Source organism: Paenibacillus terrae HPL-003 (genome assembly GCF_000235585.1).
Taxonomy (GTDB): domain Bacteria; phylum Bacillota; class Bacilli; order Paenibacillales; family Paenibacillaceae; genus Paenibacillus; species Paenibacillus terrae_B.
This window is the reverse complement of sequence record NC_016641.1, coordinates 2,260,923-2,275,444: the sequence shown is the minus strand read 5'-3', so window position 1 is coordinate 2,275,444 and position 14,522 is coordinate 2,260,923. Positions and strand designations below refer to the sequence as shown.

The following is a 14,522-nucleotide window of genomic DNA, read 5'->3' as shown; positions in this document are numbered from 1 at the left end:
TACCCTGTATAGTACGGAGCCTGCGCATGACTAACTTATAAAGGGGGATTTGCCTTACATGTCAGTCTACAAGTCTTCCACGGGTATGGATGAAAATATAGCGGCTGTCCTGTGCTACCTGTTTGCATTCATTGGTGCATTGGCCTTCGTGCTGCTGGAAAAGAAAAGCCGGTTCGTTCTGTTTCACGCGCTGCAATCCATTTTTCTGTTCGTAGCCCTTATGATCGGGCATGTGCTCGCAGGACTCATTCCGCTACTCGGCCCTCCACTCGCTTCCCTGCTGACGCTGGCAGGCATCGCATTATGGATCGTCCTGATCATTCATGCTGGACAAGGCAAGTGGCTCAAGCTTCCTTGGGTGGGTGATCTAGCCCTCCATCAAGCCCGGCAGTTGTGAGAACATATGTGCATTTCACCAAGATTTAAAAATAGCAAAAACCTTGTTCCTGAGAAGGAATCAAGGTTTTTTGTAGCATGTCGGCTTTGTCTGCTCATACACGAATATGCCCCAGCTTGTCCGGATTGACCATCAAGTAAAAATCCTGAATATGCTCCCCGTCCGGTGCCAGACTGATGCATAAGACCTCCCTCACTGTGCCTTCTTTCAAGAATGCGAGCTGTACCTCACCATTGACGACGGTGCGGACCAGCTCTCTCTCCCGTAATACGGTTAATACCCGACGAGAGGTCAGCAGGGCGAGAACGCCTTTGCGAACGACCATGGGTCGCATCACCGTATGCATATTGCCTCCGCCATCTGCCACAAATATGGGCTGTTCAGCCAATAGCTCTAGCATAGCGCTAACATCGTAGGCGAGAAAGGCGGCTGTAAAACGTTCCAGTACCTTTATTCTGGAAGGATTCATCGTACTGCTGCTTACCGGATCAGCAAGGGCAGATTCCACGGAAGAAAGAATACGGCGGGAGCGACTGAACAGTTGACGACAATTACTCTCTGTCTTTCCCAATAATTCTGCGATCTCTTTATAGTCATATTGAAAAGCTTCCCTCAGCACAAAGACAGCGCGTTCCATCGGCTTGAGCTGCTCCAGCAGAACCAGAAAAGCGTAAGAAATCATATCCTTACGCTCCAGCCAATCCGCAGGAAGATCTGCGCTCTCGCCAAGCGGCTCTGGCAGCCACTGTCCAACATACGTCTCCCTTTGCTTACGGGCAGAGTTCAGAAGATTCAGACACCGATTCATCGTCATTTTGGCTACATAGGCTTTGGGATTCTGTAAGTCATCCAGGGGCTTTTTCTTCAACTCGACAAAGCAGTCTTGAACAACATCCTCGGCATCCGTCACTGTCCCAAGCATTCGATAAGCAATGGCAAAAGAATATTTACGATATTTTTGATATAGCTCCTCCAGACTTAAAACTGCCGATTCTTGTCCAATTCCGTGTTCTTTGCCAGTCAAAGTATGGCCCCCTGTTCATTAAAGACTGCCCGGATACATCCCTGTTGCAATGGCAATCCGGTTCCAGCTGTTAATAACGTTAACTGCCATGATTAAATCCACATATTCTTCCTCGGTAAATTGTTCTCTGACCCGATTATACAAATCCGTAGGTACCCCTTGTTCAGAAATACGGGCAACTGCTTCAGCTAATTCAAGCATAGCACGTTCTTTTTCCGTGAACAAAGGAACCTCACGCCATAAGGCCAGCTGTAAAATGTGGTCAGCATAATCCCCCAGCTTGAGCAAATCCTTGGCATGCATGTCCAAGCAATAGGAACATCCATTCATTTGAGATACTCTAATTTTCAGTAGTTCGTACAGCACCTTGTCTGTAAAACGACCGGAAATATATTTTTCCATCTCCATCATAGTCTTAAACGTACTTGGGCTCACTGCTCTGTAATTCAATCTTAAACTCACGATACATCGCCTCCATCATTGGTTTACACTTAGAAGACAAATGAACCTGTGGATTTGTGACAAAGTGCAATACATCAATTTGGAATTGCCCTCCGCTGGCGTAGCATGTATTATAAATAAATGATTTTATGCAAAGAAGGTGAACAATCACATGAGCGGAAAAGGTTTCATTAATGAGTTTAAAGAATTCGCTGTACGGGGTAACGTGATCGATCTCGCGGTCGGTGTTATCATCGGTGGAGCGTTTGGCAAGATTGTCACTTCTGTAGTCAACGATATTATTATGCCTCCGATTGGAAAGCTTCTGGGCGGCATGAATTTCCCGGACTTGTATGTAGCTTTAAGAACTGCCGATCCTTTAAATACTGACGGTACACGCATGACTTTGGCACAGGCCAAAGAAGCGGGGATCGCGGTTCTGGCCTATGGTCAGTTCATTAACGTCCTTCTCGACTTTATGATCGTGGCCTTCTGTGTGTTCCTGCTGGTCAAAGGGATCAACATGCTGAAGCGTAAAGAGGAAGAAAAACCTCCTCAAGAAAAAACGACCAAGGAATGCCCGCATTGCCTGTCGGAAATTCCTGTAGCTGCTACCCGTTGTGCACATTGCACTTCCAAGCTGGAAGGTTACGTAGAAGCACGCTAACTGATTTCATCTGGGAGCAGTCGGCCAAGAGAACACTCATATGACTACAAAAAGCGGCTTAGACGATGAAACGTCTAAGCCGCTTTGATTATAGTATTGAAGGCTTGATCAGCTAAAATTGGTGATGATGCCACGGGGTCTGACGGGCAAGCCCTCTGCGTACAGATGGGAGACGTCACCGAAGCCGATGCAACGGGGAGTCGCCCACTCCTTGGAACGCTCATCAAACAAGATCGTGGTTACGGAGCTAGGCGGCATCCAGAAACCGGACCAGACCAGGGCCAGTGGCAGCTCCAACAGATGGGCAAGCCAAGTCAGTCCGAAACCGCCATGGCAAAATACGGCCACTTGGTCTTCGGTATGCTTCAGAACCCGATATTTACCCCCAACCCGCTCAAAGCCTTGGCGCTTCAAGAATTCATCGGAATGCAGCTTTAGCTGCTCGAAGGTTTCGTGACTTTGCGTTCCCTGATAATAGGAAATCTCCTTCCAAGAGTCATGGGTCGGCAGAGGCACCTCAGAACGGATAACTTCACCCGGTAAATCCCAATGAGAGAGACGGCCATAAGGAGTTTCCTCCAGCTTCAAGCCCAGCTCCTGCGTCCAGTGCTCCACTTCATGAGTCATCCCGAGAGAATCGGCGGTGTATCGCATCGTATCCAGCGCACGCCCCATAGGAGAAGCATAAATACGGTCCAGTCCGTGACTGGAAAGCCGTTTGGCCAGTGCCTGAGCCTCTAAATGCCCTTCCGGAGTTATGGTATTGTTCGGATAATCAGGATCTGCGTGCCGAATGATATACAATCTCATATTTCTTTTCTCCGTTCCTATGAAATGACAACAGGACAGCTTTATCTCATCCTGTCCGTTAGCCCACCGAATCTCTTAACGCTTATTCAGCAAGGTTTCCAGGATCGCACGTAAATCCCGGTCTTCCTGATAGACTTCCTCACCCGTATCCAGCTCAATAACCCGGATATATGTATAATTCGCTCTGGCATCGACTGGCTTGAAGATCAATTCCTCCGGATTGTCCGGACGGACATCATAACCCATATTTTTGAACATATCCGTGATTTGTTCGATCCCCGGCTTGCCTCCGCTTTCCAGCATAATCAGTCCGCGCAGCTCCTTGGGCTCTTCCGGATGCATGACCCGAAAATGTACGATACATTCCATGTAAAATCGCTCCTTTCGATCGTATACCTATTTTATGGCGTAAATCTCCACGTTCCCAGCATACCCCAAACCCCGCTCCACATTCCACAACTGCCTTCATATCGTCAAGACAAAAAACACGTTATACTGTAAAATAGACCTTTTACATCTGCTTATAACGAGGAGGAACCACGATGACTAGCGAGCTTCTGGACATCTATGATGATGAAGATAAGCCCCTTGGCACAGCTTCCCGCCAAGACGCACACGCCAAGGGATACTGGCACCATACCTTTCACTGCTGGCTGGCGCGAGACACTTCAACAGGCCGTCGCTTGCTCTTTCAACAGCGCCAGGATACGAAGGACACCTTTCCCGGCTACTACGATATTACAGCAGCAGGCCATTTAACGGCAGGTGAAGATGTATCTCAGGCAGCGCGTGAGCTGGAGGAAGAACTGGGCATTCACGTTCCCTTTACCTCATTGACACCGCTGATGACCGTCCGTCATGAGAGCAAAGGAACCGCACAGGGCACATCTTTTTGGGACCGTGAGGTCAGCTCGGTGTTTGGATTGCTGTCGAGCCAGCCGTTGGAGGCCTATCGTCTCCAGCAAGAGGAAGTGGCCGGCCTATACGAAGCAGACCTTGAACAAGCACTTGCCCTCTTCGAAGGCCGCATTCCTTTTCTCGAGGCTAATGGCATATCCTCTGGACCGAATCCCGGACAGCATCGCCGTCTAATCACATCGGATCAATTCGTGCCTCATAAGGCCGGGTACATTACATCTATATGCCGGGCTCTGATGAAACTTCCCGCCCGATAATCCTTATTTTATTCTCCAGCCGACATATATTTACCGATAATGCCCTCATACCGCCAGCCATACCGGGTCGACAGCTCGCTGCCCATGTCATGCTCCAGCTCATACAGAATAAGATCCTGGGCAAAATGATTCAGCAGCAGTCCTGTCATCACCGGATGCTCGGTAATGAGCGCCTGTGTCGGGCAATTCTCTCCCCGCATGCCCAGCATGCACCAGCGCCGATCAATGACAAAAGAAAATTTGCGCCCCGAAGGTTCCTGTCCGGCCTCATGAGACGCATGCGGCAGCCATGGCCCAAGCACACTTTCTCCGTTATCGCAGGACCATAACAGCCGCACACCCCGTTTTTCGGCTTTTTCCAGCTCTGTCCGCAGCAGTTCAGCTTCCTCACTCCACAAATCCAGCACAATCTCATGCTCCGCCCGTTCCAGCTCGCGTGTCAGGCTTTCCAGTACATTCCGGTCGCCTTCCACGTTATAAAAGGTCGGCTTGTCTGGCTCTGCTCTCGGCATTTCCTTCTCGACTGCACGCAGGGACTCCTGCAACTGTCCTTCTATCATCCGGGTCAGCTCACCCGATGGCAGCATGCTGTAACGCACAGGTTCTCCCGCACTCGCCCTGAGATATCCTTGCCCGGCCAGACGCTGCAAAGCCGCGTATACGTTGGAGCGTGATGCCCCCAGACGCTTGGCGACTTCATAGCCGGAGGCCGCATTTTGCCTCGATAGCTCGACCATAACCTTGGCTTCCATTTCCGTAAATCCCAGATTCCGCAGATGATGCAGCAAACGCTCCATATGTTCTGTTCCCCCTATGCTGCCCGGCGTTCTGTTCATGTCCTGCGGCAGCCTGTTCGGCTGCGTCAAATCTGTTCAGCTCCGCAACGCGGGCACCACTTGGAGCCTTTGGGCAGCTCGGCTGTGCAAATTTGGCATTTCACATTCTCGCGTACCTGCGCAGCCGGAGTTGCCGGCTTTTCTGCCTCGGAGTTGTTAGCCTTCCAGTATCGAATGCGCTCGTCCAGCTCCTCCTGGCGCTCCCGTTCACGTTCCAGCTCCTCCAGACGGCGATGCTCTTGCTCCAGCTCTTCCTGACGACGACGCTCCCACTCTTCATCGAAGGCCGCTTTTTCTTCCGGTGTAAAATCGGACACCGTATAGTTGCGCTCCAAGCTGGATGGTTCGTGCGTTTCATGCAGCTCATGCTGCTCCAGTTCATGCCGATCATACGGCTCATGTTCTTCGTAATTATTGTAAGCAGGCTCAGAACCCTTGGCTGGTTCTTCCTGCTTGCGCAGATCAAACGAATATACGCTCGTTGGCGCCTCTTCACGCACGGCAGCCACTTGCTTGGAAGCAGCCTGTCCCTCATTCAGTTTACGTCCACATTTCGGGCAAAAGTTCGCATCCAGCGGTACAACAGCTCCACAGGTGCATAAATGAGCGTTTTTCAGCTCTGCAATTCTACCACGCAGCTCGTCAATTTCATCCTGTAGCTCATCACAAGCTGTAGATAGCTGTGTCATTTCCTTTTCTGCCACCGACATATCGGATGCCCGGTAACCTTCATAGAAAATTTGACCCATTCGCAAAAAATGAACATCCATTTCCTGCTGAATCGCTGTAATTTGTGAATTTATTTTACTAATCTCGACAGCATGCTGTGCTTTTTCTGTGGCGCGATTCGCGCCTTCCTTTATACGTTGAATCAGCTTCATATTGATTTCCTCCCTATATCCAGCCGGATTTCCCCGTACCGTGCATATATCCCAAGTTTTTTTCTGTTGGCAAACCTCGAACTCCTGTATAATGGAATGCGGTCATATCGCCTTTTTGAAGGATGCTAGCATCAGCGGCAACGTTCTGACGTTCTACGATCTGTCCAGTCTCGCATGCGTTTCAGCATCTATTTCAGTCCATCGCCTTGTTCTCAAGGTCAGCTCATGCTGACTAGAACTCTATCATACCAAAAACTACCCCCATTTGTGAAAATGGAAGATTTTATAAGCGAAAGGGGTTTCACGATCATGGACCCAAATCCTGCTTTTTACCCCCGACCTATCGGGGTTTCTTATTCAACACCGAGCCCGCAAGCTCGCCGTGCTTCCATAGATACCAGTACGACACTGGTACCCGACACCGATCAGGACTCGGCCTATTTCCGTGCTTTGGAGGACGCGGGCATTCATCTGAATCGCCCACAAATCCAGGCCGTCCGTCATGGCAAAGGCCCTTTGCTGACACTAGCCGGGGCAGGCTGCGGTAAAACCACAGTGTTGGCCGCCCGCGCGGGATACCTAATGGCGCTGCAAGATGTCCCTGCATCGTCCATCCTGCTGGTGACCTTCACCAGCAAGGCGGCTGCCGAAATGAAGCTGCGCATCGCAGGACTGCCTGGTGTGCGCCCGGCAGCCGCACGTGCCGTCCAGGCACGCACCTTTCACTCGTTCGCTTTGGCGATGCTGCGTCATCACGGCGTCCAGGACGAAGTATTCGGCGAAACGCAGGCCCAGCACACCGTTATGAAAATGATGCTGCGCCAGCTCGGGCTTAGCGAGGCGTTCCAGCCTGAAAGCCTGCTGTCCGCCCTCTCTGCCTGGAAGGCGGAGGGCCGCAGCGCGGACGAGTTGCCAGAAACCGTACGCGAAGAATCGGATGCCAAACGGGCCATGCTCGCTTATGAAGCGTGGAAGCAGGAACGCGGCAAAATGGATTTTGACGATATTCTACTGCGTGCCTCTGTTCTGCTGCGTGACCCGGATGTGCTTCAGCCGCTTCAGCGGCGTTTTTCCCACATCATGGTCGATGAGTTTCAGGATACGAATGCCCTGCAATACGAAATGGTGCAGCGATTGGCTGCCCGGCACCGCAATCTGATGGTCGTCGGTGATGATGACCAGACGATCTATACCTTTAATGGGGCGCGTCAGGAATCCATTCTGGAGTTTGACAAGGTCTACAAGGATGCGAAGGTGATCACCCTCGATATTAATTATCGCAGCGATGCGCGCATTTTGGGGCTGGGCTCCAACATTGTCGCCAAAAATGTCCATCGACGCTCCAAACGCCTGTCGGCTGCCGGACGTGAGGGCCTGCCCCCACAGTTTGCCACGCCATCCGGGCCGGAGGAAGAAGCGGCGCATATTGTTACACATCTGCTCGGACAGGTGGAGGAAGGTCAGCTTCGCTACCGGGATATCGCTATTTTGCACCGGACAGCCAGCGGAAGCCGATCTATTTTTGAACAATTAATTATGCGGGATGTGCCGTTTATTCAGTATGGAGCCGGAGCTGTGTTTTATGACCAAACCCTGATTCGTCCCTTGATGGATCACCTGCGGTTGTCGCTGAATCCCCGGCGGATGGAATCCATTCCAAGCACTCTTGGGCCGCTGTATGTCTCCCGTGAAGCAGGGATGGAATGGATTATGCGCGAGGAAAAGCAACAGGCTAAAAAATATCCGTTAATCCATCTCAGCCGCTGGGATCGGCTGCGTGACTTTCAGCGTGAACAGGTGAAGGAGCGTATCCGGCTGATTCGCAGTCTCACCACGATGAAACCGACCTTTGCCATTCAGGAAATGCGGCGCGTCTTCTATGATAAATATTTGGAAAGCGGCGATACGGGCGCGTGGACTCATTATAAGGAAACGATGCAGGAAAGTCTGGAGGAGCTGGAAACGGCGGCGAAGCGGTTTGACACCGTGGAGGCGTTCGTCAGCTTTGCGGACGAGCTTTCCGAGCGCCACCGTCAGATGGAATCGCTGCGCAAAGAAGAAGACAGCGATGCTGTCCGCCTCATGACGATCCACCGGGCCAAGGGACTGGAGTTCCCTTGCGTCTACTGGATCGGCGCCAGCGAAGGCATCCTGCCGCACAGCTCCGCATTGCACAGCGAGCTGCCAGAGGATCGGCGGGCAGGCGCAGCCCCCGCAGCGGCCGCAGATAACGACGCGGCGCTTGAGGAAGAGCGCCGCCTCGCCTACGTGGCCGTCACCCGGGCGAAGGAGCTGCTGTACATCACCTCCCCCGCCTCCAACCACGGCAAGCCTGCCGCCGTGTCGCGCTTTCTGCTGGAAGCCTATGGGGTCACACCCCCTGAGGCTTCCAAGCCGGAAACGCGGCGCACCAGTTTTGGCCAGCCGAGGGGGACTTCCGGGCAAAGTGGCCGCGCTAGCAGCGGGGCGAACGCATCCGGCACGGCTACCCGCGTGAGCAGCAGGCCCGGACCGGGCAGCGGGCCAGCGCGGACGACCTCGTCGGTGGCTAGTACACGGGAGGAGCCACGCATCAGCGTGCCCGTGTGGAAATGCACCGACGACGCCTGCAAGGCGTGGATGCGGCGCGATACGACAGGCGCCCGCCGAACGACGGCCTCGGCTGGAGCAGGCACGCCGCCGGTGTGCCCGCTCTGCTCATCCCCGATGACAGAGGGGACACGCAGCATCCCGGCTAGATAGGCGATAGGCATGAGGCGTATAGCCGGTTTTAGACAGACCAAATCAAAGAAAAAGCGGTAGACTAGGACGTGAAGATAAAGTCCTAGTCTACCGTTTTCTGTTTCAACCTGCTATTTAACGATCGTGTCCGTTAGTCTTACCAAATAAAATTTTTCAACTACCATACTTGTATGGTAGTATGGTATAAGGAGGTGAATATATGGATGAAAGTATGTATCGCCACAGCGGATCGGCCGGAAATTCCGTCTATGCCCTGCTGAAAGAGCAGATTATTAGCCTTGAACTTCCGCCCGGAACCGCTCTGTCCGAGAAAGAGACGTCCGTCCGCTTTCAGGTCAGCCGGACTCCGGTCCGCGAAAGCTTTGTCAGGCTTGCCCAGGAAGGGTTAGTGCTGGTTTTCCCGCAACGAGGTACAAAAGTATCTCTGATCGATACCATGCTTGTTGAGGAAGCTCGCTTTATGCGCGAGCAGCTTGAATGCGCTGTGATCCGTCTTGCCTGTACGGACTTTTCTGCCGGGTGGCTTGCTAAATTGGAAGCAAACCTCGTACAGCAGCGTGAAAGCATTGAGCGGCATGAAGGCCGACGACTGTTCGATTTGGATGAGGCGTTCCACCGAATCCTGTTCGAAGGCTGCGGGAAGCTTGCAACGTGGGGTGTTATGCAGCAGTTGAATGTCCATTTTAACCGGGTACGCATGCTGCGGCTCGATACAAATCCTCATTGGAACCATCTTTATGATCAACACAGCCGGATGGTGGAAGTCATACGCGATAAAGCAACGGGCGAGGCGGAACGCATCATGCATGAGCATTTGAATCTGGGTGTAGCGGATTTAAATGTCCTCCGGGAGCAGTACCCTGAATATTTTAAGTAGGTTTCAGATAAGGAACAGGCGGTAGACGTCTGCTTTTTACTGAGCGGGTTTATGATGTAAGCGTTATCTATTATCTTGAAAAAGGAAAGGCGGTGCAGTAATGCGAATGACATTCCGCTGGTTCGGAGAAGGCAATGATACGATTTCTCTGAAACAAATCAAACAAATCCCGGGTGTAGAGGGCATTGTGTGGGCGCTGCATGATGTTCCAGCAGGAGAGGAATGGCCTTTGGAGCGCATTTTGGATATTCAGAAACAGGCCGATCAGGCCCGACTTCATCTTGATGTGGTAGAAAGCGTCAATGTACATGAAGATATCAAACTGGGGAGACCTACACGCGATCTCTATATCGGGAATTACATTCGGACCATTGAGAAGCTGGCCCAGGTTGGCGTTAAGGTCATCTGTTACAATTTTATGCCGATATTCGATTGGTTGCGGACTGATCTGCATAAAACGACCGAGGACGGGGCGACCGCGCTTTTTTTTGAAAAGGCCAAAATTCATGGCATTGACCCGTTTGAGCTGGTTCGCCAGATCAATGAGAACAGCACACTTACAATGCCTGGATGGGAGCCGGAGCGGCTCGAACATTTGACAGCGTTGTTTGAAGCCTATAAAGATGTTACTGAAGAGGACCTATGGGAAAACCTGCAGTACTTCCTGGACGCCATCATCCCTGTTGCGGAACAAAACGGAATCCGGATGGCCATTCATCCCGACGACCCGCCATGGTCCATCTTCGGACTGCCACGCATCATTACGAGCCAGGACAATCTGCGCAAATTTCTGGCTCTGCACGACAGTCCGGCAAACGGCATCACTTTATGCAGCGGCTCGCTTGGCGCCAATCCAGATAACGACATCGTTGCTATGATTCGCGAATTTGCCCACCGCATTCCGTTCGCCCATATCCGCAACGTAAGGGTATTCGAAAATGGTGACTTCATCGAAACCTCCCACCGGACGCAGGACGGAAGCGTCGATATCACTGGTATTGTCAAAGCATACCACGATGTAGGATTTACCGGTTACGCCAGACCGGATCACGGCCGCCATATCTGGGATGAGCAGTGCAGACCGGGCTACGGACTGTATGACAGAGCGCTCGGTATCATGTATTTATGGGGCTTGTGGGACGCGTATGAGCGGAATGCGGGCTTATCTTCCAACGAAAAGAGGGATGTAAATTGACTACTCTTCCCCTGCATCCGGTCTTGTCCGGAAAAACAGCTGTGGTAACCGGCGGCTCCGGCGTGCTGTGCAGCGTCATGGCCAAGGAGCTTGCCCGCCAGGGTGTCAGGGTCGCCATTTTGAACCGGACTGCTGAAAAGGGCGATTTGACAGCAAAGGAAATCTGTGAGAGCGGCGGAGAAGCCATCGCGGTTGCCTGCGACGTGACTGATGCCGAAAGCATGAAGCAGGCCGAGGAAACGGTCCGCCGCCTGCTCGGTCCGTGCGATATTCTAATCAATGGAGCAGGTGGCAACCACCCCAGCGCTAATACGAGTCTGGAGACGTTTCATCCTGAAGATCTGGACCAGTCTGGAATCACTACCTTTTTCGATCTCAGTGTGTCCGGCTTCCGCAATGTGCTTGATTTAAATTGTATCGGGACTTTAATCCCGACACAGGTTTTTTCCAAAGGCATGATCGGGCGACCTGGCGCCGTGGTCCTTAACATATCCTCCATGAGCGCTCCCAGCCCGATGACCAAGGTTCCCGCTTACAGCGCTGCCAAAGCCGCCATCAACAACTTCACCCAGTGGCTGGCCGTACATCTGGCCGAATCCGGCATTCGGGTGAATGCCATTGCCCCCGGATTTTTCCTGACAGAGCAGAACCGGCAACTGCTCACCAACGAGGACGGCTCGCTTACCGAGCGCTCGGCCAAGATTATTGCCCACACCCCGATGCGTCGGTTTGGAGAGCCTGAAGACCTGCTTGGCACACTGCTGTGGCTGGCCGATGAAACCGCGTCCGGTTTCGTTACCGGTACGGTCATTCCGGTAGATGGCGGATTCATGGCCTATTCAGGGGTATAAGCCCTTCATTTTCAGCCCTTGCCCTTGCCCTTGCCCTTCCATATGAAGTGGCAAGGGCATTATTGTGTCAATTGCGACGAGCCGTTCGTTCTATGCCATCAGCGGTTACTTTGTACAGTTGGTGTGGCAAGTCGTGTCCCATGCCGTCAACCAACATGAGCTCGGCGCCCGGGATGGCAGAAGCCGTGTCCTCGCCACACGCCGGGACGAACAGGGGATCGTCCACCCCATGAATGACAAGTGCTGGTACTTTTATGGTCGCCAGCCGCGGACGACGGTCTCCGGAGACAGCGATCGCAGCAATTTGTCGTCCGACACTGCCTGGATCGTAGGCTCGCTGGACTTCCTCCAAAATGAGCGCCCGATAAGCGTCCTCTTCAAACGGATAGCCGGTGCCGGCGATGCGTTTGGCAAAAGAGAGGCTGTGCGCCAAAAATCCTGCTTCATCCTCAAATGGGTTCGGTGCCGGTTTAGTCATCATCGCCATGACATCCGGGGAAGTTTGCGGAAGGGCGGGATTACCGGAACTGGACATAATGGAGGTGAGTGATAAAACCCGTTCAGGGTACTCACTGGCTGCAATCTGGGCGATCATTCCGCCCATCGACCTGCCAACAAAATGTGCCCGGTCAATTGAAAGGGCGTCGAGCAGTCCGGTAGCATCGTTGGACATGTCATCGAGAGTGTAAGGGATGTCCGGTCGCTGTCCCGACATGAGAGCAGTCGCCAGTGCGTCAAAATCCAGCGCCTGATAATGGCTAAAGTGTGTCGAGCAACCTGCGTCGCGATTGTCAAAACGGATCACGCGAAAGCCCCGCGCTGCTAATATCCGACAAAACGGAACCGTCCATCGGATCATCTGGGTTCCAAGCCCGGCGATTAGGATAATAGCCTCGTCATTTTCATTACCAAAACTGTCATAGGCCAAATCAACGCCGTTGACTTTCAGGATGTTCATGATCATGTTCTCCTCCAATTAATTTGGTATCGGAAGTTCTGCCATAGGCAGAAGGCGTGAATCCAAACTCCGTCATAGCGGCTCCTTCCGTAGTTCCTTTTTTCATTCCAAATTCTTTACGCCTCCACATGCTTTCATTTATAAGTTCCCTTCAGGGAATGCATTAGCGGCTAATCTTTTGATATGGTTTCTGATATCAGGTGCCCAGTCATCGATGAAGTGGTAAAAACGATCCAAATCACCAGCATACAGTGCCCGCAGAGCTTCTTCGTATTGATGGAAGTTCCCGGCCATAGCTGTCATAAAGTGATATGTTGCTTCTTGTGACTCTCGTATCTTGCTCTGTTTCCCTCCAGCACGGCGAGCCTCATCAACGAGTATTCGTAATGTTACCGACGCCCCTCCAGGTTGACTCTTGAGCCATTCCCAATGCCGTGGCAATAACGTAACCTCACCGGATACAACCCCCAGCTTGGGTCGGCCGACCCGCCGTGTAGGCTGGTGATTCACTTCCGTACCGGGCAAGTCACCAAACTGTTCTCCTAATCGTTTGAGCACGTCATCTGTCTTTCCACGAAAATCAACATCTATTTGCTTCCCCGTGGTATCGTCAAATATAAGCAGCTGTGTGAGGTCTCTGTCATCCAGAGCAGCCTTCACTGTAGAAACAACGTGCTGTAACGGACCACTGGCGACGACTCCCACACCCAAAAATGCCGTGCAGTAAAAGCGCGTTAGGTCATTTCTCATGCTGTACCTCCTCCTCTGAATGCCTCACCAATTATACCCGGGTAAAAATAAAAAAGTCAATATCACCCGGGTAAAATATATTTTGTCGTTCGTTATGGAGGGAATAAATGCAAAAGACGCGGCCTAAGAGGAACCGCGCTGTTGAGGGCTAGTGTTTGCTTTATGTTGTACATTGAAGGATAGATGGAATCATGATAGACTTTTTCATGGAGTGTCGTTATAAACTGAACGTCAGAGAATAGGCGGGAAGAAATGAAAAATGGAAGTATTATGAATAAACAAAAGAGAATTCAAACAGTCTTTTTATATGGAGTTTTCATTTGTTACATGCTTTTTTTTTTAAATTATTGATCTTATCAAGAGTTTCACTTCTGGATTTGTTCAATAGTCAAAGGACTTTAGATAGGTCAATCAATCTCATTCCTTTTTATAGTATAAAGGAATATATATTCAGCAACTCTGCCACTATAAAAAATTTCGCTTTTGCTAATGTGGTTGGCAATATAATTATCTTTATTCCTCTTGGCACCTATTTGTCATTATTCAAAAACAATAAAAGAGTAATAACCAATCTGCTATTTATATTCATAGTGAGTTTATTTATTGAAATCATTCAGGGGCTTTTAGGCATTGGAGCATCAGACATTGATGACATCATTTTAAATTGTTTGGGTGGATTAGTTGGTATTTTAGGGTATAAGTTATTATTGTTTATATTACGAGATGAGAAAAAAGTACGTACTGCAATCACAATACTATCAGCAATAGGATTACCTGTTTTATTATATTTATTATTTGTGGTGAAATTGCGCCTCTGAATTATGAGGTATTGATTTTGATTACTGTCCGGTTCGCATTAATAACGGAAAAGGAGGAAAGGATCGTATCGTTCCGTTTCCTCATTATATAAGTGCGCTG

The 14,522-nt window shown here is 51.1% G+C and carries 16 protein-coding genes; 8 read left to right on the top strand and 8 right to left on the bottom strand.

What is annotated here, in order from left to right; translation table 11 throughout:
• Window positions 1-58: 58 nt before the first annotated feature.
• Window positions 59-397, top strand: coding sequence for a DUF4870 domain-containing protein (locus tag HPL003_RS10425; RefSeq protein WP_014279595.1), 339 nt, complete (start codon window positions 59-61; stop codon window positions 395-397).
• Window positions 398-491: 94 nt separating this feature from the next.
• Here the strand turns inward: HPL003_RS10425 and HPL003_RS10420 are convergent, their stop codons facing one another.
• Window positions 492-1,421, bottom strand: coding sequence for a sigma-70 family RNA polymerase sigma factor (locus HPL003_RS10420; RefSeq protein ID WP_014279594.1), 930 nt, complete (start codon window positions 1,419-1,421; stop codon window positions 492-494).
• Between the two features lie 18 nt (window positions 1,422-1,439).
• On the bottom strand, window positions 1,440-1,883 hold the full coding sequence (locus HPL003_RS10415; protein ID WP_014279593.1) for a carboxymuconolactone decarboxylase family protein: 444 nt from the start codon (window positions 1,881-1,883) through the stop codon (window positions 1,440-1,442).
• A gap of 151 nt (window positions 1,884-2,034) precedes the next feature.
• Here HPL003_RS10415 and mscL point away from each other — a divergent pair, with 151 nt between their 5' ends.
• The gene (gene mscL / locus HPL003_RS10410; RefSeq protein ID WP_014279592.1) at window positions 2,035-2,529 is read left to right on the top strand and encodes a large conductance mechanosensitive channel protein MscL; all 495 of its coding nucleotides are present in this window, start codon (window positions 2,035-2,037) and stop codon (window positions 2,527-2,529) included.
• A gap of 108 nt (window positions 2,530-2,637) precedes the next feature.
• Here the strand turns inward: mscL and HPL003_RS10405 are convergent, their stop codons facing one another.
• Together HPL003_RS10405 and HPL003_RS10400 are read right to left on the bottom strand one after the other, a co-directional pair.
• The gene (locus HPL003_RS10405; protein WP_014279591.1) at window positions 2,638-3,339 is read right to left on the bottom strand and encodes a histidine phosphatase family protein; all 702 of its coding nucleotides are present in this window, start codon (window positions 3,337-3,339) and stop codon (window positions 2,638-2,640) included.
• A gap of 75 nt (window positions 3,340-3,414) precedes the next feature.
• Window positions 3,415-3,708, bottom strand: coding sequence for a hypothetical protein (locus tag HPL003_RS10400; protein WP_014279590.1), 294 nt, complete (start codon window positions 3,706-3,708; stop codon window positions 3,415-3,417).
• Window positions 3,709-3,881: 173 nt separating this feature from the next.
• Between HPL003_RS10400 and HPL003_RS10395 the strand changes: the two genes are divergently transcribed.
• The gene (locus HPL003_RS10395) at window positions 3,882-4,514 is read left to right on the top strand and encodes an NUDIX hydrolase (RefSeq protein WP_014279589.1); all 633 of its coding nucleotides are present in this window, start codon (window positions 3,882-3,884) and stop codon (window positions 4,512-4,514) included.
• Window positions 4,515-4,522: 8 nt separating this feature from the next.
• Here the strand turns inward: HPL003_RS10395 and HPL003_RS10390 are convergent, their stop codons facing one another.
• Together HPL003_RS10390 and HPL003_RS10385 are read right to left on the bottom strand one after the other, a co-directional pair.
• Window positions 4,523-5,311, bottom strand: a complete 789-nt coding sequence (locus tag HPL003_RS10390; RefSeq protein ID WP_043922620.1) for a TrmB family transcriptional regulator — start codon at window positions 5,309-5,311, stop codon at window positions 4,523-4,525.
• 65 nt (window positions 5,312-5,376) lie between these two features.
• The gene (locus HPL003_RS10385) at window positions 5,377-6,231 is read right to left on the bottom strand and encodes a zinc ribbon domain-containing protein (RefSeq protein ID WP_014279587.1); all 855 of its coding nucleotides are present in this window, start codon (window positions 6,229-6,231) and stop codon (window positions 5,377-5,379) included.
• Between the two features lie 309 nt (window positions 6,232-6,540).
• Between HPL003_RS10385 and HPL003_RS10380 the strand changes: the two genes are divergently transcribed.
• The 4 genes from HPL003_RS10380 to HPL003_RS10365 all read left to right on the top strand — a co-directional run bounded on the left by HPL003_RS10380 (window position 6,541) and on the right by HPL003_RS10365 (window position 11,896).
• Entirely contained in the window at window positions 6,541-8,973 is a 2,433-nt protein-coding gene (locus HPL003_RS10380; protein ID WP_014279586.1) for a UvrD-helicase domain-containing protein, read from the top strand.
• 199 nt (window positions 8,974-9,172) lie between these two features.
• Window positions 9,173-9,850, top strand: coding sequence for a GntR family transcriptional regulator (locus HPL003_RS10375; protein ID WP_014279585.1), 678 nt, complete (start codon window positions 9,173-9,175; stop codon window positions 9,848-9,850).
• A 100-nt stretch (window positions 9,851-9,950) separates the two neighbouring features.
• Window positions 9,951-11,045, top strand: a complete 1,095-nt coding sequence (gene uxuA / locus HPL003_RS10370) for a mannonate dehydratase (RefSeq protein ID WP_014279584.1) — start codon at window positions 9,951-9,953, stop codon at window positions 11,043-11,045.
• Window positions 11,042-11,896: an SDR family oxidoreductase gene (locus HPL003_RS10365; RefSeq protein WP_014279583.1), complete on the top strand. Its 855-nt coding sequence runs from the start codon at window positions 11,042-11,044 to the stop codon at window positions 11,894-11,896. The genes uxuA and HPL003_RS10365 overlap by 4 nt, the downstream gene beginning before the upstream one ends.
• A gap of 67 nt (window positions 11,897-11,963) precedes the next feature.
• Here HPL003_RS10365 and HPL003_RS10360 read toward each other — a convergent pair whose 3' ends face one another.
• Together HPL003_RS10360 and HPL003_RS10355 are read right to left on the bottom strand one after the other, a co-directional pair.
• Window positions 11,964-12,854 (bottom strand): alpha/beta fold hydrolase, encoded by an 891-nt coding sequence (locus HPL003_RS10360; protein WP_014279582.1) that lies wholly within the window; start codon window positions 12,852-12,854, stop codon window positions 11,964-11,966.
• A 138-nt stretch (window positions 12,855-12,992) separates the two neighbouring features.
• Complete coding sequence (locus HPL003_RS10355; protein ID WP_014279580.1) at window positions 12,993-13,604, bottom strand: DUF2239 family protein; 612 nt, start codon at window positions 13,602-13,604, stop codon at window positions 12,993-12,995.
• 320 nt (window positions 13,605-13,924) lie between these two features.
• Between HPL003_RS10355 and HPL003_RS10350 the strand changes: the two genes are divergently transcribed.
• Complete coding sequence (locus HPL003_RS10350) at window positions 13,925-14,422, top strand: VanZ family protein (RefSeq protein ID WP_014279579.1); 498 nt, start codon at window positions 13,925-13,927, stop codon at window positions 14,420-14,422.
• The last annotated feature ends 100 nt before the right edge of the window (window positions 14,423-14,522 follow it).